The sequence below is a fragment of the Variovorax sp. FG153 genome (genome assembly GCF_057809595.1).
In genome coordinates this window covers 16,836-37,441 of the sequence record NZ_JBMDKG010000047.1, presented here as the reverse complement: position 1 = coordinate 37,441, position 20,606 = coordinate 16,836, and the positions used below count along the sequence as shown (strand labels likewise).

The 20,606-nt window shown below is 71.9% G+C and carries 18 protein-coding genes; 8 read left to right on the top strand and 10 right to left on the bottom strand.

Annotation, left to right across the window (positions count from 1 at the left end; translation table 11 throughout):
* Nucleotides 1–7: 7 nt before the first annotated feature.
* From ACODT0_RS34075 to czcI, 3 genes are all read right to left on the bottom strand, one after another.
* Entirely contained in the window at nucleotides 8–1,453 is a 1,446-nt protein-coding gene (locus ACODT0_RS34075) for an efflux RND transporter periplasmic adaptor subunit (RefSeq protein ID WP_489043287.1), read from the bottom strand.
* Between the two features lie 8 nt (nucleotides 1,454–1,461).
* The gene (locus tag ACODT0_RS34070; protein WP_489043286.1) at nucleotides 1,462–2,856 is read right to left on the bottom strand and encodes a TolC family protein; all 1,395 of its coding nucleotides are present in this window, start codon (nucleotides 2,854–2,856) and stop codon (nucleotides 1,462–1,464) included.
* A gap of 104 nt (nucleotides 2,857–2,960) precedes the next feature.
* Nucleotides 2,961–3,338, bottom strand: a complete 378-nt coding sequence (gene czcI, locus ACODT0_RS34065; RefSeq protein WP_057594848.1) for a cation efflux protein, CzcI family — start codon at nucleotides 3,336–3,338, stop codon at nucleotides 2,961–2,963.
* Nucleotides 3,339–3,500: 162 nt separating this feature from the next.
* Between czcI and ACODT0_RS34060 the strand changes: the two genes are divergently transcribed.
* From ACODT0_RS34060 to ACODT0_RS34045, 4 genes are all read left to right on the top strand, one after another.
* Nucleotides 3,501–4,178 (top strand): heavy metal response regulator transcription factor, encoded by a 678-nt coding sequence (locus tag ACODT0_RS34060; protein WP_057594849.1) that lies wholly within the window; start codon nucleotides 3,501–3,503, stop codon nucleotides 4,176–4,178.
* Nucleotides 4,179–4,210: 32 nt separating this feature from the next.
* Nucleotides 4,211–5,551 carry a heavy metal sensor histidine kinase gene (locus ACODT0_RS34055; protein WP_489043285.1) on the top strand — a complete coding sequence of 447 codons (1,341 nt, stop codon included), beginning with the start codon at nucleotides 4,211–4,213 and terminating at the stop codon, nucleotides 5,549–5,551.
* A 218-nt stretch (nucleotides 5,552–5,769) separates the two neighbouring features.
* The gene (locus ACODT0_RS34050) at nucleotides 5,770–6,726 is read left to right on the top strand and encodes an esterase/lipase family protein (protein WP_057594879.1); all 957 of its coding nucleotides are present in this window, start codon (nucleotides 5,770–5,772) and stop codon (nucleotides 6,724–6,726) included.
* Nucleotides 6,723–7,673, top strand: coding sequence for a lipase secretion chaperone (locus tag ACODT0_RS34045; RefSeq protein WP_489043284.1), 951 nt, complete (start codon nucleotides 6,723–6,725; stop codon nucleotides 7,671–7,673). Before ACODT0_RS34050 ends, ACODT0_RS34045 begins: the two co-directional genes overlap by 4 nt.
* Here ACODT0_RS34045 and ACODT0_RS34040 read toward each other — a convergent pair.
* From ACODT0_RS34040 to ACODT0_RS34030, 3 genes are read right to left on the bottom strand one after another with little or no spacing between them, the layout of a single operon-like run.
* On the bottom strand, nucleotides 7,670–8,920 hold the full coding sequence (locus ACODT0_RS34040; RefSeq protein ID WP_422096481.1) for a cation:proton antiporter domain-containing protein: 1,251 nt from the start codon (nucleotides 8,918–8,920) through the stop codon (nucleotides 7,670–7,672). The two genes, ACODT0_RS34045 and ACODT0_RS34040, sit on opposite strands and share 4 nt — an antisense overlap.
* Before the next feature lie 9 nt (nucleotides 8,921–8,929).
* Nucleotides 8,930–10,777, bottom strand: a complete 1,848-nt coding sequence (locus tag ACODT0_RS34035) for an ATP-binding response regulator (RefSeq protein WP_413762908.1) — start codon at nucleotides 10,775–10,777, stop codon at nucleotides 8,930–8,932.
* Between the two features lie 46 nt (nucleotides 10,778–10,823).
* On the bottom strand, nucleotides 10,824–11,141 hold the full coding sequence (locus ACODT0_RS34030; protein ID WP_057594853.1) for a winged helix-turn-helix transcriptional regulator: 318 nt from the start codon (nucleotides 11,139–11,141) through the stop codon (nucleotides 10,824–10,826).
* Between the two features lie 110 nt (nucleotides 11,142–11,251).
* Here ACODT0_RS34030 and ACODT0_RS34025 point away from each other — a divergent pair, with 110 nt between their 5' ends.
* Nucleotides 11,252–11,815, top strand: a complete 564-nt coding sequence (locus ACODT0_RS34025; RefSeq protein ID WP_489043283.1) for a carboxymuconolactone decarboxylase family protein — start codon at nucleotides 11,252–11,254, stop codon at nucleotides 11,813–11,815.
* A gap of 1 nt (nucleotide 11,816) precedes the next feature.
* On the opposite strand, the gene ACODT0_RS34020 is transcribed toward ACODT0_RS34025, so the two are convergent.
* A complete protein-coding gene (locus ACODT0_RS34020; protein ID WP_489043282.1) occupies nucleotides 11,817–14,153 on the bottom strand; it encodes a heavy metal translocating P-type ATPase in 2,337 nt (778 codons plus the stop codon).
* A 118-nt stretch (nucleotides 14,154–14,271) separates the two neighbouring features.
* Between ACODT0_RS34020 and cadR the strand changes: the two genes are divergently transcribed.
* Nucleotides 14,272–14,736: a Cd(II)/Pb(II)-responsive transcriptional regulator gene (gene cadR, locus ACODT0_RS34015; protein ID WP_057594856.1), complete on the top strand. Its 465-nt coding sequence runs from the start codon at nucleotides 14,272–14,274 to the stop codon at nucleotides 14,734–14,736.
* Between the two features lie 16 nt (nucleotides 14,737–14,752).
* Here cadR and ACODT0_RS34010 read toward each other — a convergent pair whose 3' ends face one another.
* The 3 genes from ACODT0_RS34010 to ACODT0_RS34000 all read right to left on the bottom strand — a co-directional run bounded on the left by ACODT0_RS34010 (nucleotide 14,753) and on the right by ACODT0_RS34000 (nucleotide 17,088).
* Nucleotides 14,753–15,502 (bottom strand): DUF4303 domain-containing protein, encoded by a 750-nt coding sequence (locus ACODT0_RS34010; RefSeq protein ID WP_489043281.1) that lies wholly within the window; start codon nucleotides 15,500–15,502, stop codon nucleotides 14,753–14,755.
* 1 nt (nucleotide 15,503) lies between these two features.
* The gene (gene cysE, locus ACODT0_RS34005) at nucleotides 15,504–16,274 is read right to left on the bottom strand and encodes a serine O-acetyltransferase (protein ID WP_057594858.1); all 771 of its coding nucleotides are present in this window, start codon (nucleotides 16,272–16,274) and stop codon (nucleotides 15,504–15,506) included.
* Between the two features lie 82 nt (nucleotides 16,275–16,356).
* Nucleotides 16,357–17,088, bottom strand: coding sequence for an RNA methyltransferase (locus ACODT0_RS34000; protein ID WP_489043280.1), 732 nt, complete (start codon nucleotides 17,086–17,088; stop codon nucleotides 16,357–16,359).
* Between the two features lie 194 nt (nucleotides 17,089–17,282).
* Between ACODT0_RS34000 and ACODT0_RS33995 the strand changes: the two genes are divergently transcribed.
* A complete protein-coding gene (locus ACODT0_RS33995) occupies nucleotides 17,283–18,329 on the top strand; it encodes an inositol monophosphatase family protein (RefSeq protein ID WP_261212536.1) in 1,047 nt (348 codons plus the stop codon).
* Nucleotides 18,329–20,605: an FUSC family protein gene (locus tag ACODT0_RS33990; protein WP_261212534.1), complete on the top strand. Its 2,277-nt coding sequence runs from the start codon at nucleotides 18,329–18,331 to the stop codon at nucleotides 20,603–20,605. Before ACODT0_RS33995 ends, ACODT0_RS33990 begins: the two co-directional genes overlap by 1 nt.
* The last annotated feature ends 1 nt before the right edge of the window (nucleotide 20,606 follow it).

Here is a 20,606-nt window from a genome sequence, read left to right as displayed (position 1 = left end):
TGCGTCCTCAGTGGGTGTGGGTCGCAGAGGCCTTGCCCTGCTGCGACTTGACGACGAAGCTGCCCGCGGCGGCATAGGCCTGGCCCGGCTTCAGGCCGCCCGTGATCTCGATGCGCTTTCCGTCGCTGCGACCGGTCTGCACGGCCTGCGGCATGAAGCCGCCGGGCACGCGCAGGAACACGGTGGGCTTGTCCTCCACGCTCTGCACCGCCTCGGCCGACACCGTGACCGGCGCCTGCAGCTCGGAGGCCACCAGCTCGACGTTGACGAACAGCCCCGGGCGCCACACGCGCTGCGGGTTGTTGAGCGTCACGCGCGCGGTCGCGGTGCGCGTCTGCGCGCCGAGCAGCGCGCCCACGTACGAGACCTTGCCCTGCGCCACCTGGTCGAAGGCGGTGGAACGGATGTTGACCGTCTCGCCGGTGCGCACCAGCGGCAGGTGCTGCGCGGGCACGCTGATCTCGGCCCAGACGGTGGACAGGTCGGAGACGGTGAAGACGTTGGCGTCTTCCTTCACCGATTCGCCGAGCGAGATGTGCTTCTCGACCACCAGCCCGTCGAAGGGCGCGCGCAGCTCGTAGCGGCCCAGCGCGCCGCCGCCCGAGCCCGGCACGGCGCCGAGCGCCAGCAGCTTCTGGTTGGCGTTGGCGACCGCGATCTGCGCCTCCTGCATCGCCTGCTGCGCCTGCAGGTAGTCCTGCTGCGGCGAGATCTTCTCCTCCCACAGCTTCTTTTCGCGCTCATAGGTGCTGCGCGCCAGCTCGAGCCGGCGCTGCGCCGACTGCAGCTCGCTGCGCTGCTCCGACAGCGCCGGGCTCGAGATCACCGCCAGCACCTGGCCGCGCCGGACCTCCTGCCCGAGGTTGGCGGGCACGCTGTCGACCACGCCCGGCACGCGCGGCACCACGTGCGCCGTGCGGTCCTCGTTGAAGCGGATCTCGCCCGGCAGTTGCAGCGCGGTGCGGATGTTCGCGGGGCCGGTGGTCTCGATCGCCACGCCGGCGGCCTTGATCTGGGCCTCGGTGAAGGCGATCCTGCGGTCCTCGCCCTCGTGCCCGCCGGCGGCGGCCTTGGGTTCGGCCTTGGTCTCGCCCTTCGCTTCGCCTTTTGCTTCGCCCTTGGCCTCCTCCTTGGCCCCGTGCCCGTGGCCGTCGTCGCCGGCCGCGGCCTTCTTCTCGCCCTTGCCCTCCTCCTCGTGGTGCTCGCCATCGGCATGGCCCTTCGCCTCCTCGTGGTCATGGCCATGGCCGGCGGCCTCCTTGCCGCTCTCGTGGTGCTCCTCGTCGGCATGCGCGGCCGACTCGGCGTGGCCGCCGGCGGGCTTCGACGGTCCTCCGGTGCGCAGGATCAGCGCGCCGACGACCAGCCCCGCGGCCAGTACGACGGCGATCGCGATCCATTGCTTGCGGCCCACGGCGGGCGCGGCGTTCTTGCGTTCTTGTTCGATGCTCATGGGAAACCTCAGCGGGTGACAGCGGAATGGGGGGTGGCGGCGGGAATGGCGGCCACGGGGGCCGGGGTGGCGAGGTCGTCGGACAGGCCCTCGGTGCCGAGCAGCCGGTCGAGCTCGCCCGCGGCGCGGTGCGCCTCGGCCAGTGCCAGCAGGTACTGCGCGCGCACCTGGAACAGCGTGCGCTGCGCATCGAGCGCCTCGAGGAAGCTGAACTTGCCGAGCTCGAAGCCCTTGGTGGCCGCGCGCCAGGCCTCGGCCGCGCCGGGCAGCGCGTCGCGCTGCAGGGTCTCGGCGGTGGCGCGCGCCGAGCGCAGCCGCTCGCCCGCCTGGGCCAGGTCGGCGCCGAGCTGCAGTTCGGCGGCCGCGAGTTCGTCGCGCGCCTTCTCCTCGCGGCTCAGGGCCTCGGCGAGGTTGCCGCGGTTGGTGTCGAAGATCGGCAGCGGCACCGACAGGCCCAGCACCACCTGGTCACGGCGCGAACCGCCGGTGCCGCCCTCGCCTTCGGAAGCCGGTACGCGCTTGGCGCCCAGCGACACGGTCACGTCGGGAATGCGCTTGGCACGCTCCAGCTCGGACAGCGCGCGCCGGCGCTCGACCTCGAGCCGCGCCTGGCGCAACGCCGGTGCCTCGGCACGGCGCAGCGCCACCTCCTGCTCGCTCATCGGCTGCGGCAGGCCATCGACCGCGCCTTCGACCTGCGTGAAGCGCGGCGCCGGATTGCCCCACAGCGCCGCGAGCTGCTGGCGCGCCGTGCGCAGGGTGCCCTCGGCCTGCATCAGCTCGACGCGGATGCCGGCCTCGGCCACGCGCGAGCGGGTTTCCTCGAGCGGCGAGACCTTGCCGGCCGCCACGCGGTTGGCCGCGGCGCGCGTGGCCGCCTGCGCGAGGCCCACCGAGTCCTGCGCCAGCCGCAGCCGTTCCTGCGCCGACAGCACCTCGAAGAACAGCGTGATCGCGGTGGCGCGCAGTTCGGCGCGCTTGGCCGCGAGCGCGGACTCGGCCTGGTCGCGCGCGCGTTCGGCCGCGCTCACGCGCGCCGCGCGCTTGCCGCCGAGCTCGATCGGCTGGCTCAGCTGGACGGTGGTGGTGCGGTTGTCGCGCCGCGTGTCCTCGAGCGTCACGTCGAGCGTGGGATTGGGCCAGGCGCCGGCCTGCACCAGCGCGCCATCGGTGGCCTCGCGCTCGCGCCGGGCCGCGAACAGGCCCGGGTTGGCCTGGAACGCCAGCGCGAGCGCGCTGCGCAGGGTCAGCGGGCCCGCGGGCTCGAGGCTGGCGGAGGCCTGCGATGAGGCAGCAGAAGTGGAAGTGCCGGTCGCGGCCTGCTGCGTGGGCAGCGAAGGCTGGGCGAAGACCGGGGGTACCGCCAAGGCCAACACGGCCAGCGGCACGAAGAGCGTGCGCATCGGATTCTCCTGGGTTGCGAAACAACGAACGGGAAAATCCGGCGAGAGCTCAGTGCATGAACGGTGTCAGTGCGGAAAGGGAAGGAAGGCTTGCTCTCGCCGGATCAGGCGGCGAGAGTCCATGCGGGGCGCACGGGCACTTCGGGGATGTGGGAGTCGAAGGACTCGGCGAGCACGGCGCGCGGGCCCTGCGGAACGAAGGCGATGCCGGGCACTTCGGCGGGCGCCGCCACGGCATGCTGCGCATGACCGAAGTGGCACAGGGCACAGTCGCCGATCGCGGGATTCGGCACGTTGCCGGCGTCCTTCGACGTACCCGCGTCGGCGTGGCTGCGATCCTCGGCCGCGTTGCCCGGATGCTCGTGGTGGCCCCAGTGCTGCGTCTGCGCGTCCTGTTCGTGCGCGCAATAGGCGGCCGACATCGCCCAGCTGTACTGGAGCGGAAGCAGGAACACCAGGAAGATCAACAGCCAGCGGCGCATGGGAGCGGGAGTATATCGACGGCACCTGCGTTGCCGGGCCTCTCAAGACCCCACGGAACGCGGGTGCAGCGCAATGTACGACGCCTCGAAAGGGCTTTGTCCGTCAGACGGATTACGAATTTGTAACCCCCCGCGGAGCCCCTGTTTCATTACCATCCGGCGATGCGAATTCTTGTGATCGAGGACGAGCCCAAGCTGGGCGACTACCTCAAGAAAGGCCTGGAGGAGAACGGTTACGTCGTCGACATCGCGCGCGACGGCATCGAGGGCCGCTACCTGGCCACCGAGGGCGACTACGGCCTGATCCTGCTCGACGTGATGCTCCCGGGCATCGATGGATTCGCGGTGCTCAAGGCGATACGCCGCACCAAGAACGTCCCGGTGCTGGTGCTGACCGCGCGCGACAAGGTCGAGGACCGCGTGAACGGCCTGCAGCAGGGCGCCGACGACTACCTGGTCAAGCCCTTCTCGTTCTCGGAACTGCTCGCGCGCATCCAGGCCCTGCTGCGCCGCGGCCAGGCCCAAGACGCCACCGTGTTGCGTCTGGCCGACCTCGAGCTCGACCTCGCGAGCCGCAAGTGCCAGCGCGCGCGCAAGCGCGTCGACCTGACCTCGAAGGAATTCATGCTGCTGACGGTGCTGCTGCGCCGGCGCGGCCAGATCCTGTCGCGCACCACGCTGGCCGAGCAGGTGTGGGACATGAACTTCGACAGCGACACCAACGTGGTCGAGGTGGCGATCCGCCGGTTGCGCGGCAAGATCGACGATCCCTTCGAGGTGAAGCTGCTGCACACGGTGCGCGGCATGGGCTACGTGCTCGAAGACCGCTCCTGGGCCTGAGGGCCCGGTCTCCCGTCCCTCTCCCGGCGAGCATGCGCGCCCCCTCCATACGCCGCCGGCTGTCGCTCTGGTTCGCGGCCCAGACCTTCTTCGGCCTGAGCGTGGTGTGTCTCGCGGTCTACCTCGTCACGGCCTGGAACTTCGGCGCCAAGCAGGACACCGAGATCGCGCACAAGGCCGAGCTGGTGCAGCACCTGCTGGCCGAGAGCGAAAAGGCCGGCGATCTCTCGACCCTGCGGCACAAGCTCGAGGACTTCTTCTCGATGGAGGACGAGTTCAGCCTCTCGATCGTCACGGCCACGGGCGACACCATCTTCCGCTCCGCGCCGCCGGCCGGCGGGCGCTGGGTGCGCAGCGACCTGCGCATGCCGTGGCGCGCGCCGGGCGCGCAGGCCGCGCCGCTCACGGTCTCGATCGGCATCAGCGTGGCCAACGACGCGCGCCTGCTCGAGCGCCTGGCCTGGACCCTGCTGGGCGCGGTGCTGCTGGGCACGGCGCTGGTCTCGCTGACCGGCTTCTGGCTGGTGCGGCGCGGCTTGCGGCCGCTGAAGGCGCTAGCCGAGCGCACCGCGGCGATGGCGCCCGACCGGCCCAACGAGCCGATCGACGCGCTGGCCTTCGCCGAGGAACTGCAACCCTGGATCACGCAGTTCAACGCACTGCTGTTGCGCGTGCAGCGCGCCTACGTGCAGCTCGAGTCCTTCAACGCCGACGTGGCGCACGAGCTGCGCACGCCGCTGGCCAACCTGATCGGCTCGACCGAGCTCGCGCTGACCCGGCCGCGCGGCAACGAGGAGCTGCAGGCGGTGCTGGCCTCCAACCTCGAGGAGATCGGCCGCCTCTCGGGCATCGTGACCGACATGCTGTTCCTCTCGCAGGCCGAGCGCGGCGGCGCGACGCGCTCGCGCGCGACCGTGAGCCTGGCGGCGCAGGCGGTGGACGTGATCGACTTCCACGACGCGATGCTCGAGGAGGCCGGGCTGCAGGCGCGCGTCGAAGGCGATGCCAGGGTCGACGTCGATGCGGCGCTGGTGCGCCGCGCGCTGTCGAACCTGCTGGGCAATGCCATCCGCTTCGCGGCGCCGGGATCGACCGTCGCGATCGAGATCGGCCCCGACAGCGGCCCGGGCAGCCAGCGCGACGCGATCGCGCTGGTGCTCGTCAACAGCGGCACCGCCATTGCGCCCGAGGTGCTGCCGCGGCTGTTCGAGCGCTTCTACCGCGCGGCCCCGGCGCGCGACGGCTCGGCCCGCCACCATGGGCTGGGCCTGTCGATTGTCGAGGCCATCGCGCGCATGCATGGCGGGCGCGTGTTCGCGGCCAGCCAGGACGGCACGACGCGCATCGGCTTCACGGTGCCAACGCAACCGTGACGCGCGGGCGTTCGGCCGCCTTCGGCCGCTGACGCCTTTCTTCTTCATCGCACACGCAACGCCCGAGAACTTTGGGCTTCTTTCGCGGAACTGCGCGTACCTTTCGTCGGCCAAGCCGGGTTTATCCCGATACGGCGCAGGCGCCGCGCCCCCAAGAATCCGCCCTCAATAAAAAGCACGGACGTTCGTTTTATTAACCGGCACCCAAGGAGATGAGCATGAATGGATTTTTCGGTGGCCTGCTGCGCCGCCTGGCGCTTTCCACGGTCTTCGCCCTGCTGGGCCCCCTGAGCCTTCTGGGCATCGCGGCGCCCGCGCAGGCGCAGGACACCGCCACCCAGACCAGGTACCCCATCGTGCTCGTGCACGGCCTGTTCGGTTTCGATTCGCTGTTCGGCGTCGACTACTGGTACGGCATTCCCTCGGCGCTGCAGCGCAGCGGCGCGCGCGTGTTCGTGGCGCAGGTGTCGGCCGCCAACAGCACCGAGGTGCGCGGCGAGCAACTGCTCGCGCAGGTGAAGAACATCATGGCGATCACCGGGGCCGCCAAGGTCAACCTGGTGGGCCATTCGCATGGCGGCCCGACCATCCGCTACGTGGCGGGCGTAGCGCCGCAGCTGGTGGCCTCGGTGACCTCGGTGGCCGGTCCGAACAAGGGCTCGCGCGTGGCCGACATCCTGCGCGGCACCGTGCCGGCCGGCTCGCTCGGCGAGAGCGTGCTCAACGGCGCGGTGAATGCCTTCGTCGCGCTCATCAACCTCGGTTCGGGCGGCACCGGGCTGCCGCAGATGCCGGTGGCCGCGCTGAACTCGCTGACCGCGGCCGGCTCGGCCGACTTCACGCGCCGCTTCCCGCAGGCCGTGCCCACGGGCTGCGGCGACGGCGCCGAGGTGGTCGACGGCGTGCGCTATTACTCGTGGACCGGCAAGCAGCCCGTGACCAACCTGCTCGACCCCAGCGACGCTTCGCTCGGCCTGCTGAGCCTGAGCTTCGGCGAGACCAACGACGGGCTGGTGGCCGTGTGCTCCTCGCGGCTGGGCAAGCACCTGGGCGACTACCGCCAGAACCACCTCGACGAGGTGAACCAGCTGCTCGGCGTGCGCGACTGGCTCGCTCCCGACCCGGTCGCGCTGTACCGCCAGCACGCCACCCGCCTCAAGCAGATCGGCCTGTGACGCGCCGCTGGCCCCTGGTTCTGGCCGCGGCCGCGGTGGTGGCGCTCGGCGGCTGGTGGTTCGGCATGTCGGGCCCGGCGGAAAGCGAGGCGCGCACGGGCGAGGCCGCGTCGGCCGGTCTCGCGCCCTTGCCGCGGGCACCCGCGGCCATCGCGCCCGCCGCGCCCTCCGCCATTGCCGACAGCTTCCTCACGCCGAACCTGCGCGACCGCATCGAGGCGCTGCTGCTCGAGGCCGGCGAGGCCGCGAGCCCCGAGGACCTCAAGCGCCGCGTCGAGGCGCTGGTGCCCGCGCACTTCGCGCCGCACGAGGCGGCGCGCGCCCGGGCGCTGCTGGGCCGCTACGTCGACTACCGCGTGGCGCTCGGCGCGCTGCAGCTGCCGGCCGACCTCGGCGATCCGCGCGCGCTGCGCGACACGGTCGAGGCGCGCCGCCGGGTGCGCGAACAGCACTTCATGCCCGACGAATACCAGGCGCTGTTCGGTGCCGACGACGACTTCGACCGCTACAGCCTCGCGCGGCTCGAGATCGAGCGCAACACCGGTCTCACGCCCGCGCAGCGCCAGGCCGCGCTCGAGGACAACGAGCGCAGTCTCGGCGAGACGCAGCGCGCCCAGCGCGCCCAGACCGTGGCCCAGCTCCAGGTGGCCTCGCAGACCGCGGCGCTCGAGGCGCGCGGCGCCAGCGACCAGGAACGCTTCGCCGAGCGCAGCGCGCAGTACGGCGCGCCGGCCGCGCAGCAGCTCGCGCAGCTCGACCGCGAGGAGCGCGACTGGCAGGGGCGGCTCGCGCAGTACGCGGCGCTGCAATCGACCAAGGCCGATGCGCAGTCGCTCGAGCAAATGAAGCAGCAGCTCTTCACGCCCGAGGAACGGATGCGGCTGGAAGCGGCGCTGCAGTTGCGCGCGCAGGCGGCGGCCGCGGCGCCGTCGATGACGCCGCGCTAGGACTCCACGCGCGCCGCCTCGGCCGCGCGCGCCTCGCGCCCCATCACGAGGTTGATCAGCGGCCCCGTCATCGCCGTGGTCGCCAGCGCCATCACCAGCAGCATGGTGAAGAGCTCGGGGCCGATCAGGCCGACGTCGAGGCCGATCTTGATGACGATCAGTTCCATCAGTCCGCGCGCGTTCATCAGCGCGCCGGTCGCCAGGCTGTCGCGCCAGCCGTAGCCGGCCAGGCGCGCGCCGATCGCGCCGCCGGCCAGCTTGCCGACGCTGGCGACCGCGACGATCAGCAGCAGCGCGCCGATGCCGGCGCCCGAGAAGGCGCTGGCCGTGGTGCCCAGTCCCGCGAGCGCGAAGAACAGCGGCATCAGCAGCACGATCGACAGCGGCTCGATGCGCTCCTGCAGCGAACGCAGCAGGCGGTCGTCGCGCGGCAGGCAGGCACCGAACAGGAAGGCGCCGAACACCGCGTGCAGGTGCAGCCATTCGGTGAGCAGGGCCGAGACCAGCAGGCCGATCATCAGCGAGGCCAGCACCGTGGTCGAGGGCTCGCCGTCGGGCGCGCGGGTGCGCAGCAGCCAGGCATAGGCCGGCTTCAGGCCGAGGAACAGGAAGGCGAACAGCGCCACCGCGCCGCCGCCGGTGCGCAGCAGCCCGAGGTAGCCCTCGCCCGCGCCGGCCAGCGCCACCACGAAGGCCAGCAGCACCCAGGCGAAGACGTCGACCACCGCGGCCGCGCCCAGCGAGAGCTGGCCGAAGGGGGTGCGCGTCAGGCCGCGGTCCTTGAGGATGCGCGCCATCACCGGGAACGCGGTGATCGACAGCGCCGCCGCGATGAACAGCGCGAAGGGCCAGAAGCCCACGCCGGCCGGTGCCAGCGAAGGATGCAGCGCGGGCGCGATCGCCAGGCCCAGGCCCAGCGGCGCGACCACGCTGGCGATGCCGACCCAGCCGGCCGACTTGAGCTGCGCCTTCACGCCCTGGGAGGCGCGCAGCTCGAGGCCGACCACGAACATGAACAGCACCAGGCCCACGGTGGCGAGCGCCGACAGGCCGCCGAGCGACTCCCTGGCGAAGATCTGGCCATGCAGCGAGGGGAACAGCGCGCCCATGACGGCGGGACCCAGCATCAGGCCGGCGGCCATCTCGCCGACCACGCCCGGTTGGCCGAGATGGCGCAGTACCCAGCCGCAGACGCGGGCCGTGCCGAGGATGACGATGAGTTGCAGCAGCAGCGTCGTGGTGGACATCGGCGGATGTTAAGTCCCGCCGCGTCCGGCCTCGGTCCACAGCGCGGCCATGGCGCGCAGCAGCGACTCCTCGACCACCGGCTTGAACAGCACCGGCACGCCCGACTCGCGTACGCGCTGCAGCCGCGGCGGCGCGGTCTCGCCGGTCACCAGCAGCAGCGGCAACCGGCCGCCCTGGCTCCGGCGCAACCGCAGCCCGGCGTCGAGGCCGTCGGAGCCGTCGGCCAGCCGGTAGTCGCACAACAGCAGGTCGTAGGGCCGGCCCTCGGCGCCGGCGCGCGCCAGCGCCTGCGCGGCGGCGGCCTCGTCGGCCACCGCATGCAGGTCGATCGCGTGCTGGCGCAGCAGGCCGGTCATGGCATCGCGGATGTCGGCCTCGTCGTCGACCAGCAGCACGCGGCGCGGCATCGGTTCGATGCGCGGCATCGGCGCGCGCGGCCCGAACGAAGGCGCGGGCGTGAAGGACTGGCGCCATGGCGGCGCGGCCGCGACGGCGGGCGCGCAGGCCTCGTCGCGCGCCGGCGCGGCGGGCACCACCACGCGCACGTGCGTGCCCCGGCCCAGGCGCGAATGCATCTGCACCGGATGGCCGAGCAGGCGAGAGAGCCGCTGCACGATCGCCAGCCCGATGCCCAGCCCGCGCGAGCGGTCGCGGCCGGGGTTGTCGATCTGGTAGAACTCCTCGAAGATCCGGCCCGACTGCTCGGGCGCGATGCCGATGCCGGTGTCGCGCACCTCGATCCACACCACTTCGCCGCGCTCGCGCGCGATCACCGACACCCCGCCGCGCCAGGTGTACTTGAGCGCGTTGTCCATCAGGTTCGACAGCATGCGGTGCAGCAGTTGCGGATCGCTGCGCACCCACAGGCCGCTGGCGCGCACGCGCAGCTGCAGCTGGCGCTGCTCGGCCTGGGCCGAGAAGGTGTGGTTGAGCGTGAGGAACATCGCATCGAGCGGCACCGCGTCGAGCACCGGCGCGACCACGCCGGCATCGAGCCGCGACACGTCGAGCATGGTGTCGAGCGAATGGCCCAGCGCATGCACCGCGCGCATCAGCCGCTCGGCGTTGCGGCCTTCGGGACGGTGGCGCAGCTCGTTCTCGAGCGCCGCGCCGAACAGCGCGATCGCATGCAGCGGCTGGCGCAGGTCGTGGCTCGCGGTGCCGAGGAAGCGGCTCTTCTCCTGGCTCGCGCGCTCGGTGGCCACCACCTGCTCGCCCAGCCGCGCGGCCAGCACCTCGTTGCGGAAGCGCAGCCGCAGCGCCTCGTCGAGCACGCGGTGCTGGCGCGTCGCGATGCGCAGGGTGAGCACCAGGTGCACCGCGCCGAACACCGCGAGGAACAGGTGCACGCCGTCGCCCTGCCAGGCCAGCGCGAGCACCAGCCCCGCCATCATCGGGATGCCGTAGCCGTACAGCGCGGGCTTGAGCGAGCACAGCGACTGCATCGAGCGGGTCCAGCCGCTCATGATGACCACCACCAGCAGCGTGGTCGTCACCAGGTCGTCGGGCGCCATGAAGAAGGCCGGCACGGGGGCCGCGACGAGGCTCAGCAGCGTGACCTGCGCGGCATAGCGGCGGGCCCAGGCCGCGCTCATGGCATCGGGGATGCCGGCATGCCAGCGCGGCGCCAGCAGCACCGCGAGATCGGTGGCGACCACCAGTCCCAGCCACGACAGCGCGGCGACCGAGCTGCGCTCGAAGGTGGCGACGCCGAGCGCGATGGCGAAGCCGATGTGGGTGGCGACCGAGACGTTGCGCGAGCCGTAGAACGAACCCAGGTGCTCGCGCAGCACGCGCTGCGCGAGGGCACGGTCGAGGGGCTCGCCGTTCGGGTCGCGGGCTGCGGCGCTGGTCATCGGGACGATTCTGGGGACCGCCCCCGGTGCTCGGAAGTGCCCTAAGTCATGGGACGAACCAGCGGTCGGCCCACTGGTTGAGCGGCTTCAGCCGCCGCACCAGCTCGGCGCCCGACTCGGTCAGCGCATAGCCCGCGTCGCCCAGCGCCACGATCCCGGTGGCGCGCAGCTCCTTGAGGCGGTCGTTGAGCACCGAGGGCGACATCTCGCCGCAACTGGTGCGCAGCGCGCGAAAGCTCTGCGGCTGGCCGTCGCGCAGCTCCCACAGCACGCGCAGGGTGCCCTTGCGGCCGAGCTGCTCGAGCAGCCGCATGACGGGACGGCGGTGCGCCGCGGGGGCTTCGGCGGGATCGTTCTCTTGCATGGTCGGGGGCGAGTCGCGTGCGTTACTTCGCTACGCATTTCGTAGCGATAGACTGGATCATCGCTACGGATTCCGTAGCGACTTCAAGCCATTCTATGCAAGGAGCCCCCATGACTGCAGAGACCGCGCCCCGCATCCCGCCGCTCGAGGCGCCCTACCCCGAAGGCATCGCCGAACTGCTCGCGCGCATGACGCCACCGCAGGCCCCCGAGGTGCTGGCGCTGTTCCGGGTGCTGGCCGTGAATCCCCGGCTCGCCGAGCGCACGCTGGAGCTGGGCCGCCACTTCCTGGGCCGCAAGGCCTCGATCTCGCTGCGCGAGCGCGAGCTCGTGATCCTGCGCGTGTGCGCGCGTTGCGGTGCCGAGTACGAATGGGGCGTGCACTGGAGTGGCTTCGCCGACGCGGCCGGCCTCGGCGAGGCCGAGCGGCGGGCGACCGCCGGGCGCGACGCGGACCTGTCCCCACTGCAGCCGCGCGACGCCCTGCTGCTGCGCATGGTCGACCAGTTGCACGACACGGGCCACATCGACGATGCGCTGTGGCATGCCCTCGGCGGGCACTGGGACCACGCGCAGTGTCTCGAGCTGATGATGCTCGCGGGCTGGTACCACGCGGTGAGCTACCTCTGCAACGCGGCGCGCGTGCCGCTCGAGCGCTGGGCCGCGCGCTGGTAGCTCAGGCGCCGTTCCTCTCGGCGCGCATCAGGCGCAGCCCGTTCGCCACCACCAGCAGGCTCGCGCCCATGTCGGCGAACACGGCCATCCACATGGTCGCGCTGCCGAACACCGCGAGCACGAAGAACACGCCCTTGATGCCGAGCGCCAGCGTGATGTTCTGCCACAGCACCGCATGCGCGCGGCGCGACAGCCGGATGGTCTCGGGAATGCGGCGCAGGTCGTCGTTCATGATGACCACGTCGGCCGCCTCCATCGAGGTGTCGGTGCCGGCGCCGCCCATCGCGAAGCCGATGTCGGCCTGCGCGAGCGCGGGCGCGTCGTTGATGCCGTCGCCGGTCATGGCGGCCATGCCGTAGCGCTGCTGCATCGCCTTCACGGCATCGAGCTTCTCCTCGGGCAGCAGGTTGCCGCGCACGTCCTCGATGCCGGCATGCGCGCCGATGGTCCGGGCGGTGGCGGCGTTGTCGCCGGTCAGCATCACGGGCACCACGCCGAGCGCGCGCAGTTCGGCCACGGCCGCCTGCGACGAGGGCTTGATGGTGTCGGCCACGGCGAACAGCGCGAGCACCGCCTGCGGCGAGGCCAGCAGGGTGACGGTGCGGCCGGCTTCCTCGTGGCGCTTCAGCGCGGCCTCGATCGCGGGCGTGCAGAGGCCGCGTTCCTCGATCAGCCGGTGGTTGGCCAGCGCGTAGCGTTGGCCGCCGTGCACGGCTTCCACGCCGCGGCCCGGCAGCGCCGCGAAGTCCTGCACTTCCTCGAGCGCATGGTCGACCGACTTCAGCCCCTCGGCGATGGCCCTGGACACCGGGTGGTCGGAGCGCCCCGCGATGCTGGCCGCGATGGCGAGCACGGCCGCGTCGCCGCCGGCCGTGGCGCCGAGCACCTCGGACTCGACCAGCCTGGGCTTGCCCTCGGTGATGGTGCCGGTCTTGTCGAGCGCCACCGCCTTGAGCTTGCGCGCCTCCTCGAGGTAGGTGCCGCCCTTGATCAGGATGCCGCGCCGCGCGGCCGAGGCCAGCGCGCTCACCACCGTCACCGGCGTGGAGATCACCAGCGCGCAGGGGCAGGCGATGACCAGCAGCACCAGCGCCTTGTAGATCGCCTGCAGCCAGGTCCAGTCCATGAGCCAGGGCGTGAGCAGCGCGATGGCCAGCGCGAGCGCGAACACGGCCGGCGTGTAGATCGCGGCGAAGCGGTCGACGAAGCGCTGCGTGGGCGCGCGCGTGCCCTGCGCCTCCTCCACCGCGTGGATGATGCGCGCCAGCGTGGTGTTGGCGGCCACCGCGGTGACGCGGAACTCGAGCCCCGCGGTCTGGTTGATGGTGCCGGCGAAGACGGTGTCGCCCACGGTCTTGTCGACCGGGATGCTCTCGCCCGTGACCGGCGCCTGGTCGATCGCGCTGCTGCCGGCCGTGACCACGCCGTCGAGCGCCACGCGCTCGCCCGGGCGGATGCGCACCACCACGCCCAGCGGCACCTCGCTCGCGGCCACGGTCTGCCAGCCGCCATCGGGCTGGCGCACCTCGGCCTGCTCGGGCGCCAGCGCCAGCAGGCTCTGGATCGCGTTGCGCGCGCGATCCACGGCGCGTGCCTCGATCAGCTCGGCGATCGCATAGAGCGCCATCACCATCGCGGCCTCGGGCCACTGGCCGATGAAGAAGGCGCCGGTCACGGCCACCGCCATCAGCGCATTGATGTTGAGCCGGCCGCGCACCAGCGCCGCGAAGCCCTTCTTGTAGGTGTCGAGCCCCGCGAGCGCGATGGCCGCGAGCGCGAGTCCCATCTCGAAGGCCATGAAGCCCTTGCCCTCGAGCGCGAGGAAGGAGATGGACTCGGCGCCGATGGCGAGCACCAGCGCCGCGACCAGGCGCGCGAGGCCGGCGCTCTTCCAGCCCGCGGGCTCGATGGCGCGCGCCGCGCCCGGCGCGGGCGCGGCCACCGGTTCGGGCTTGAAGCCGGCCTTGCGGATCGCCGCCAGGGCCTCGGCCAGCGCGGCTTCGTCGGCGGTGATCGCCATCGTGCGTTCGCCGAGCCGGAAGCGCAGCGCGCCGATGCCGGCCACGGGCTCGAGCGCGCGGCGGATCTCGGACTCCTCGACCGCGCAGTCCATGGTGGGAATGCGGAACAGCGTCGCGCCCTTGGGCAGGTCGGCCGCCTCCGGCGCCGACACGAAGGCCGACACCGAGGCCGAGCCGCAGCCCGTGTGGCTGCAGCAGGCGTCGTGCGCCGGCGGCGCGGCCGCGGGCGCATGGCCGTGATCGTGCGCATGGCCGTGGTCGTGGCCGTGCGCGCCGGCGGTCCGGATATCCCTGTCGAGCGTGTTCTGGTTCGTCATGGGCTCGATTGAAAACCCTGAAGCAGGTGTAGAGTCAAACGCAGTGCCCCCACCCGCTGGCGGGGCTTCGCCGGCCCACCCGGCCCGCCCTCCTCGCCAGCCTTCCATCTGCCGCATCATGAAAATCGGTGACCTGGCCAAGGCCGCGAACACGCCCGTCGAGACCATCCGCTACTACGAGCGCGAAGGCCTGCTGCCCGCGCCCGCGCGCACCGAGGGCAACTACCGCATCTACGGCGAGGACCATGCGCAGCGCCTGGGCTTCGTGCGCCGCTGCCGCTCGCTCGACATGACGCTCGACGAGATCCGCAGCCTGCTGAAATTCCGCGATGCGCCGCAGGAGGACTGCGGCGAGGTCAACCAGCTGCTCGACGACCACATCGGCCATGTGGCGGCGCGCATCGCCGAGCTGCGCACGCTCGAGAAGCAGCTGAAGGCGCTGCGCCGGCAATGCGGCGGCGCCGATGCGGCCCAGCCCTGCGGGATCATCCAGGAGCTCGACGCGGCCGCGCTCGAGCCCGAGGGCTTCGGCCAGCACGCGGGGCACGTGCACGGCGCGCTGCACGCGCCCGCGCGCCGCTAGCGGCCGGGCCCGGGCTTCATCCGCAGAGCTCGATCCAGCGCCGAAGCCGGCCCGCCACGCGTGGTGTGTTGAGGCGGGCGACCGAGCCTTCCATGTCCTCGCCGCCCTCGACCTGGCACAGCAGCACCACCTCCTCGCGTGCGGCGCCGGTGCCGAAGAATCCCTCGCCATCGAGCTGTGTCATCGCGGCGATGCAGGCCTCGAAGAGGCCGTCGTGCAGCACGTCGAAATCGACGCCGCAGGGCAGGTCCTCGCGGTGGCAGGCCAGGATCATGCGGTAGGCGATGTCGAGGAACTCGCCGCCATCGTCGTGGGACCACTCGCCGGAGCTCCAGATCTCGCTCTCGTCCTCCATCTCGCCCGGTTCGCCCAGGGCGAGGTCGCTGGCGGCGTGGACGATGGTCATCGCGCTCTCGTCGCTGCCCAGCGCGAAAAGCCGGAAGGTCCGCTCGGGCTCGGCCGCGCGAATGGCCTCGAAGGCGCGGCGGGCACCCTCGCGGATCTCGGCCGTGAGCAGCGCGAAGTCGACGCGGGCCGGGTCGTGGATGCCTTGGCGCACCCGCACGTAGCCCTGGGCCTCGATCTCGCGGCTGCGCTGCGCCAGGGCCTCCATCGCGGCCTGGGGGCTGGCGAACTCGGCGACGCTGGAGCGACCCCAGGTCTGCACCTTGCCGCTCGCGGCCCAGAGCGAATTGCCGAACTGCCGCAGCTCGTGGAAGTCGGTGGGCCGCTCGTCCTCGAAACGATGGAACAGCGCCCAGCTCACGTCACTTCCCCACCAGCTGCGTGAGCTTCTCCGCCTCGAAGCACTCGTCGCGCGCCGCGTCGCCGGGCACGCAATCCCTGGTGCCGGGATGGGCCGAGAGCTTCTCGATCGCCTGCCACAGCAGCGCGATCTGGTGCTCCTGGCTCGAGGCGTTGTCGATCAGGCCGCGCAGCGCCTGGCTCAGCGGATCGTCGTCCTGCGTGATGCCGTAGGCGGTGAATTTCTGCGGCACGGTCACGTCGGCGCTCTCGCCGGCCTTCGAGGGAATGATGCGCGCCGGGATGCCGACCGCGGTCGCGCCCGCTGGCACCGGCTTGATGACCACCGCGTTGCTGCCGATCTTGGCGCCGTCGCCCACCACGAAGCCGCCCAGCACCTTGGCGCCGGCGCTCACCACCACGTTGCGGCCCAGGGTCGGATGGCGCTTGGTGCCCTTGTAGAGCGAGGTGCCGCCCAGGGTCACGCCCTGGTAGATGGTGCAGCCGTCGCCGACCTCGGCGGTCTCGCCGATCACCACGCCCATGGCGTGGTCGAAGAACACCTCGCGGCCGATCTTGGCGGCCGGGTGGATCTCGATGCCGGTGAGCCAGCGCGCCATGTGCGCGATGAAGCGCGCGGGCCACTTGAAGCCATGGTTCCAGCAGGCGTGGGCCCAGCGATGCAGCACCACGGCATGCAGGCCCGGGTAGACCGTGAGCACCTCCCAGGCGCTGCGCGCGGCGGGGTCGCGTTCGAGGATGCACCGGATGTCGGCGCGCAGGCGAGAGAACATCGCTGCCTTCGTATGTTTTGGTTATGACGATAGGGGCCGCGCAGTCTATAGCCGGGCCTCATCGCGTACGGACGATGGGGTTTTAGCGCCGGATCTTGCCGGCCGCCGCCTCGCTCATCGCCTTGGCGATGCCGCGCAGGATGTGGATCTCCTCGGCCGTGGGCTGGGCCCGGTTGAACAGCTGCTGCAGCCGCGGCATCAGCTTCTTGGGCGCCTCGGGATCGAGGAAGCCCACCTCCACCAGCGAGCGCTCCCAGTGCTCGAGCATGCCGGCCACGGCCTGGGCATCGGCCGCCGGCGGCGGCGCGACCGCGTCGCGCGCCGCGAAGCCGCCGAGCGCGAGCCGCCATTCGTAGGCGATCACCTGGATCGCGGCGCCGAGGTTGAGCGAGCCGAAGTGGGGGTCGGTGGGAATGCTCAGCGCGACGTGGCAGCGGTAGACGTCCTCGTTGCGCATGCCGAAGCGCTCGGAGCCGAACAGGAAGGCCACGTGCTCGTCGCCCCGCGCGGCCAGCGGGCCCAGGTGCTCGCGCGGGGTGCGCGTGGGCGGGCCGAAGTCGCGCGGCACCATCGCGGTGGCGCACAGGTGGGTCACGCCGTCGAGCGCCTCGTCGAGCGTCTCGACGATGCGCGCATTGGCCAGCACGTCGAGCGCGCCGCTCGCGCGCTGGATGGTTTCCTCGCGCCGCAGCACGTTGGCCCAGCGCGGCGCGACCAGCACGAGTTCGCCGAAACCCATGGTCTTCATGGCGCGGGCGGCGGCGCCCACGTTGCCGGCGTGGCTGGTCTGGATCAGGATGAAACGGGTGCGCATGGAGGGGGTGGGGAGACAGGGAGCGGCCGAGCCGGTAAAATCCCCCGATTCTCGCCGCCCGCATCGCCGGGCCGGTTTCCGGGTCCTTCAGGGACCCACCCCCCAGTTCTTCCAGTCAGTCAGGAACGACAGCCGTGGCCGCCCGGGCCTTTGCCGGGGCCGCGCAGGCGTTCCGCTCACGCTCACAATTCAGAATGTCGTCCCCCAACCTGCATCCCATGCTCAACGTGGCCGTGAAGGCCGCTCGCGCCGCCGGCGCCATCATCAACCGCGCCGCGCTCGACGTCGAGGCCGTGCGCATCTCCCAGAAGCATGTGAACGATTTCGTCACCGAGATCGACCACGCGAGCGAGCAGGCCATCATCGAAACGCTTCTCACGGCGTATCCGGGGCACGGCATCCTGGCCGAGGAATCGGGCTCCGAGCATGGTGCCAAGGATTCCGACTACGTCTGGATCATCGATCCGCTCGACGGCACCACCAACTTCATCCACGGCTTCCCGTTCTACTGCGTGTCGATCGCGCTGTCGGTGCGCGGCAAGATCGAGCAGGCCGTGGTCTACGACCCCACGCGCAACGACCTGTTCACCGCCACCAAGGGCCGCGGCGCCTACGTCAACGACCGCCGCATCCGCGTGTCCAAGCGCACCCGGCTGTCCGAGTCGCTGGTGGCCACCGGCTTCCCGTTCCGCACCGGCGACAACTTCAAGCAGTACCTGGCCATCATGGCCGACCTGATGCCGCGCATGGCCGGCCTGCGCCGCCCCGGCGCCGCCGCGCTCGACCTCGCCTACGTGGCCGCCGGCTACACCGATGCCTTCTTCGAGACCGGTCTCAACCCCTGGGACGTGGCGGCCGGCTCGCTGCTGGTGACCGAGGCCGGCGGCCTGATCGGCAACTTCACGGGCGAGCCCGACTTCATCGACCAGCGCGAATGCCTGGCCGGCGCGCCGCGCATCTACGGCCAGCTCGTGCCGCTGCTGGCCAAGTACTCGAAGTTCGCGAGCGTCGACGACAAGCTGCGCGCCAGCGACCGCGTGCGCGCGATCGCCGCCGCGAGCAAGCCGCAGGCCGAGGGCTCGGCCGACATCTACGCGCGCAGCACCGTGACCGAGATGGGCCCCGCGGAAGACGCCGAGGCGCCCGCCACCGCCGCCCCGGCCAAGCGCAAGCTCACCCGCATCCGCCGCGACGCCCCCGCCGCCACCGGCCCGTTCGAGGGCGACGCTTCCGCCAAGTGATGGCAGGGGCCCGCGCCATCGGCGGCGAGACCCAGGCCTCGGTGCTGCAGCAGCGCCTGCGCGCCGCGCTGCGCATCGCGCTGAGCCACTACGTCGCCAGCGGCCTCACGGTCGCGCTCGGCCTGCTGTTCATCTCGGGCGGCGTGCATTTCTGGCTCGGCACCGTCGCGGCATCCTCGGCCGCGGTCGGCGTCATCGTCACCGCGCCGCCCGACCTGCCGGGCCCGCGCCGCGGCAAGTTCTGGCAGATGCTGCCTGCGCCGCTGATCGGGCTGCCGCTGTTCTTCGCCGTGCAGATGCTGCACGCCGCGCCGATCCGGCTCGGCCTGCTGCTGGTGCCGGCCACCTTCTTCGCCTTCCTGGCAATGGCCTGGGGCAAGCGCGGCATCCCGATCGCGATCGCCGTGATGTTCTCGATGATCTTCTCGATGGCCACGCCCACGCCGCACGGCATGGCCGAAGCCATCGAGCGCACCTGGCACTTCGGCCTCGGCGCCGGGCTGTACGTGCTGTGGTCGGTGCTCGCCAACCTGATCCTCAACACGCGCTTTCGCGTGCAGTCGGTGGCCGACGTGCTGTATTCGCTGGCCGCGCTGATGCGCACCGAGGCCAGCCAGTTCACGCCCAAGGACGAGACCGGCGACGTGCGCGAGACCCCCGCGCCGATGCTGGGCCGCCTGCTGCGCGAGCAGGCCGCGCTGGCCGACCAGCTGCAGGCCACGCGCGACATCGTGCTCGAGTCGCCGCGCACGCCGCGCCGCCAGCGGCTGGCCGCGATGCTGGTGATCGTGCTCGAGATGCGCGACCAGTTGCTCGCGAGCGAACTCGATCTCGACGCGCTCAAGACCCACCCCGCCCATGCCGATGCGTTGGTCGAGATGCGCTGCGTGCTCGAGGAACTGGCCGAGGACACCATCGCGCTGGCCGACGCGCTGCTCATGGGCCGCCACCCGCACCTCGTGGCCGACCGCCGGCCGCGCCTCGCGGCGATCCACGTCGATGGCGAGGATTCGGCCGGCCATCCGCATCCGGTGCTGCCCGGCCCCAACGCCGCCATGCTCGCGCGCGGCCTCGCGAGCCGCATCGGCCACATCAACGACGAGGTGCTGCGCCTGTCGGCCATGGCGCGCGGCGATGCCGAGCCCAACCTCGCCGTGGTACGGGCCAACTGGCAGATGTTCGTGAGCCCCACCGACTGGTCGTGGCGCCCCTTCTTCACCCTGTGGCGCTGGGACGCGCCGCCGCTGCGCCACGCGATCCGCGCCGCGCTCGCGATCGCGGCCGGCTACGCGGTCGCGGTCTCGATGCCCTGGGGCTCGCACGACTACTGGATCCTGCTGACCATCGTGGTGGTGCTGCGCGGCAGCCTCTCGCAGACGCTCGAGCGGCGCAACCACCGCGTGGCCGGCACCCTGCTGGGCTGCGTGCTCGCGGTCGGCCTGCTGTCGGCCCATCTCTCGGCGCTCGGGCTGCTGGCCGTGCTCACCATCGCGCAGGCCATCGCCCACAGCTTCGCGGTGCGGCGCTACCTGATCACCGCGGTGGCCGCCACCGTGCTGGGCCTGCTGCAGGCCCACATGCTCAACACCGGCGCGGCGCCGCTGTTCGCGCTGTTCGAGCGCATCGCCGACACGCTGATCGGCGCCGCGCTCGCCTGGGCCTTCTGCTACGTGCTGCCCTCGTGGGAGCGCGGCCAGATTCCGGCGCTGGTGGCGCGCGTGCTGACCGCGCAGGCGCGCCATGCGCGGCTCGCGCTGGGCCTGGGCCAATTGCAGACCGTCGACAGCAGCCCCGAGCTCGAATGGCGGCTGGCGCGCCGCGAGGCCTTCGACAGCCTCTCGGCGCTGGTGCAGGCCACGCAGCGTTCGCTGTCCGAACCGCGCGCGGTGCAGCCGCCGGTCGAGCCGCTCGAGCACCTGCAGGCCCACAGCTACCAGCTGCTGGCGCAGCTCAGCGCGGTCAAGTCGATGCTGGTGCTGCGGCGCGACCGCCTCACGCCCGGCGAGGTCGAGGGGCCGCTCGCGCGCACCACGCAGCGCATCGAGGCCGCGATCGGCGCGGTGCCCACCTCGGGCCCCTCGCAGCCCGAGAGCACGGCCTCCACCGCCGTCGGCGGCCCGATCCCGCTGCCCGATCCCTTCGACAACGACATCAGCCCCTGGCTGCTGCGCCGCCTCGACCTGGCGACCGCGCTCGCGACCCAGGTGCGCGACGATGCGGCCCGAATTCTTCAAGCATTGAACGAACAGGAAGCTTCGGGACTCGCATCGGCATGAC

Bases quoted from the DNA above. Each gene is read 5' to 3' on its own strand.
- ACODT0_RS34070 (WP_489043286.1), bottom strand. From the start codon at position 2,856: ATGCGCACGCTCTTCGTGCCGCTGGCCGTGTTGGCCTTGGCGGTACCC.
- czcI (WP_057594848.1), bottom strand. From the start codon at position 3,338: ATGCGCCGCTGGCTGTTGATCTTCCTGGTGTTCCTGCTTCCGCTCCAG.
- ACODT0_RS34030 (WP_057594853.1), bottom strand. From the start codon at position 11,141: ATGCAAGAGAACGATCCCGCCGAAGCCCCCGCGGCGCACCGCCGTCCC.
- cadR (WP_057594856.1), top strand. From the start codon at position 14,272: ATGAAAATCGGTGACCTGGCCAAGGCCGCGAACACGCCCGTCGAGACC.
- ACODT0_RS34055 (WP_489043285.1), top strand. From the start codon at position 4,211: ATGCGCGCCCCCTCCATACGCCGCCGGCTGTCGCTCTGGTTCGCGGCC.
- ACODT0_RS33995 (WP_261212536.1), top strand. From the start codon at position 17,283: ATGTCGTCCCCCAACCTGCATCCCATGCTCAACGTGGCCGTGAAGGCC.
- ACODT0_RS34075 (WP_489043287.1), bottom strand. From the start codon at position 1,453: ATGAGCATCGAACAAGAACGCAAGAACGCCGCGCCCGCCGTGGGCCGC.
- ACODT0_RS34025 (WP_489043283.1), top strand. From the start codon at position 11,252: ATGACTGCAGAGACCGCGCCCCGCATCCCGCCGCTCGAGGCGCCCTAC.
- ACODT0_RS33990 (WP_261212534.1), top strand. From the start codon at position 18,329: ATGGCAGGGGCCCGCGCCATCGGCGGCGAGACCCAGGCCTCGGTGCTG.
- ACODT0_RS34035 (WP_413762908.1), bottom strand. From the start codon at position 10,777: ATGACCAGCGCCGCAGCCCGCGACCCGAACGGCGAGCCCCTCGACCGT.
- ACODT0_RS34050 (WP_057594879.1), top strand. From the start codon at position 5,770: ATGAATGGATTTTTCGGTGGCCTGCTGCGCCGCCTGGCGCTTTCCACG.
- ACODT0_RS34020 (WP_489043282.1), bottom strand. From the start codon at position 14,153: ATGACGAACCAGAACACGCTCGACAGGGATATCCGGACCGCCGGCGCG.
- ACODT0_RS34060 (WP_057594849.1), top strand. From the start codon at position 3,501: ATGCGAATTCTTGTGATCGAGGACGAGCCCAAGCTGGGCGACTACCTC.
- ACODT0_RS34000 (WP_489043280.1), bottom strand. From the start codon at position 17,088: ATGCGCACCCGTTTCATCCTGATCCAGACCAGCCACGCCGGCAACGTG.
- cysE (WP_057594858.1), bottom strand. From the start codon at position 16,274: ATGTTCTCTCGCCTGCGCGCCGACATCCGGTGCATCCTCGAACGCGAC.
- ACODT0_RS34040 (WP_422096481.1), bottom strand. From the start codon at position 8,920: ATGTCCACCACGACGCTGCTGCTGCAACTCATCGTCATCCTCGGCACG.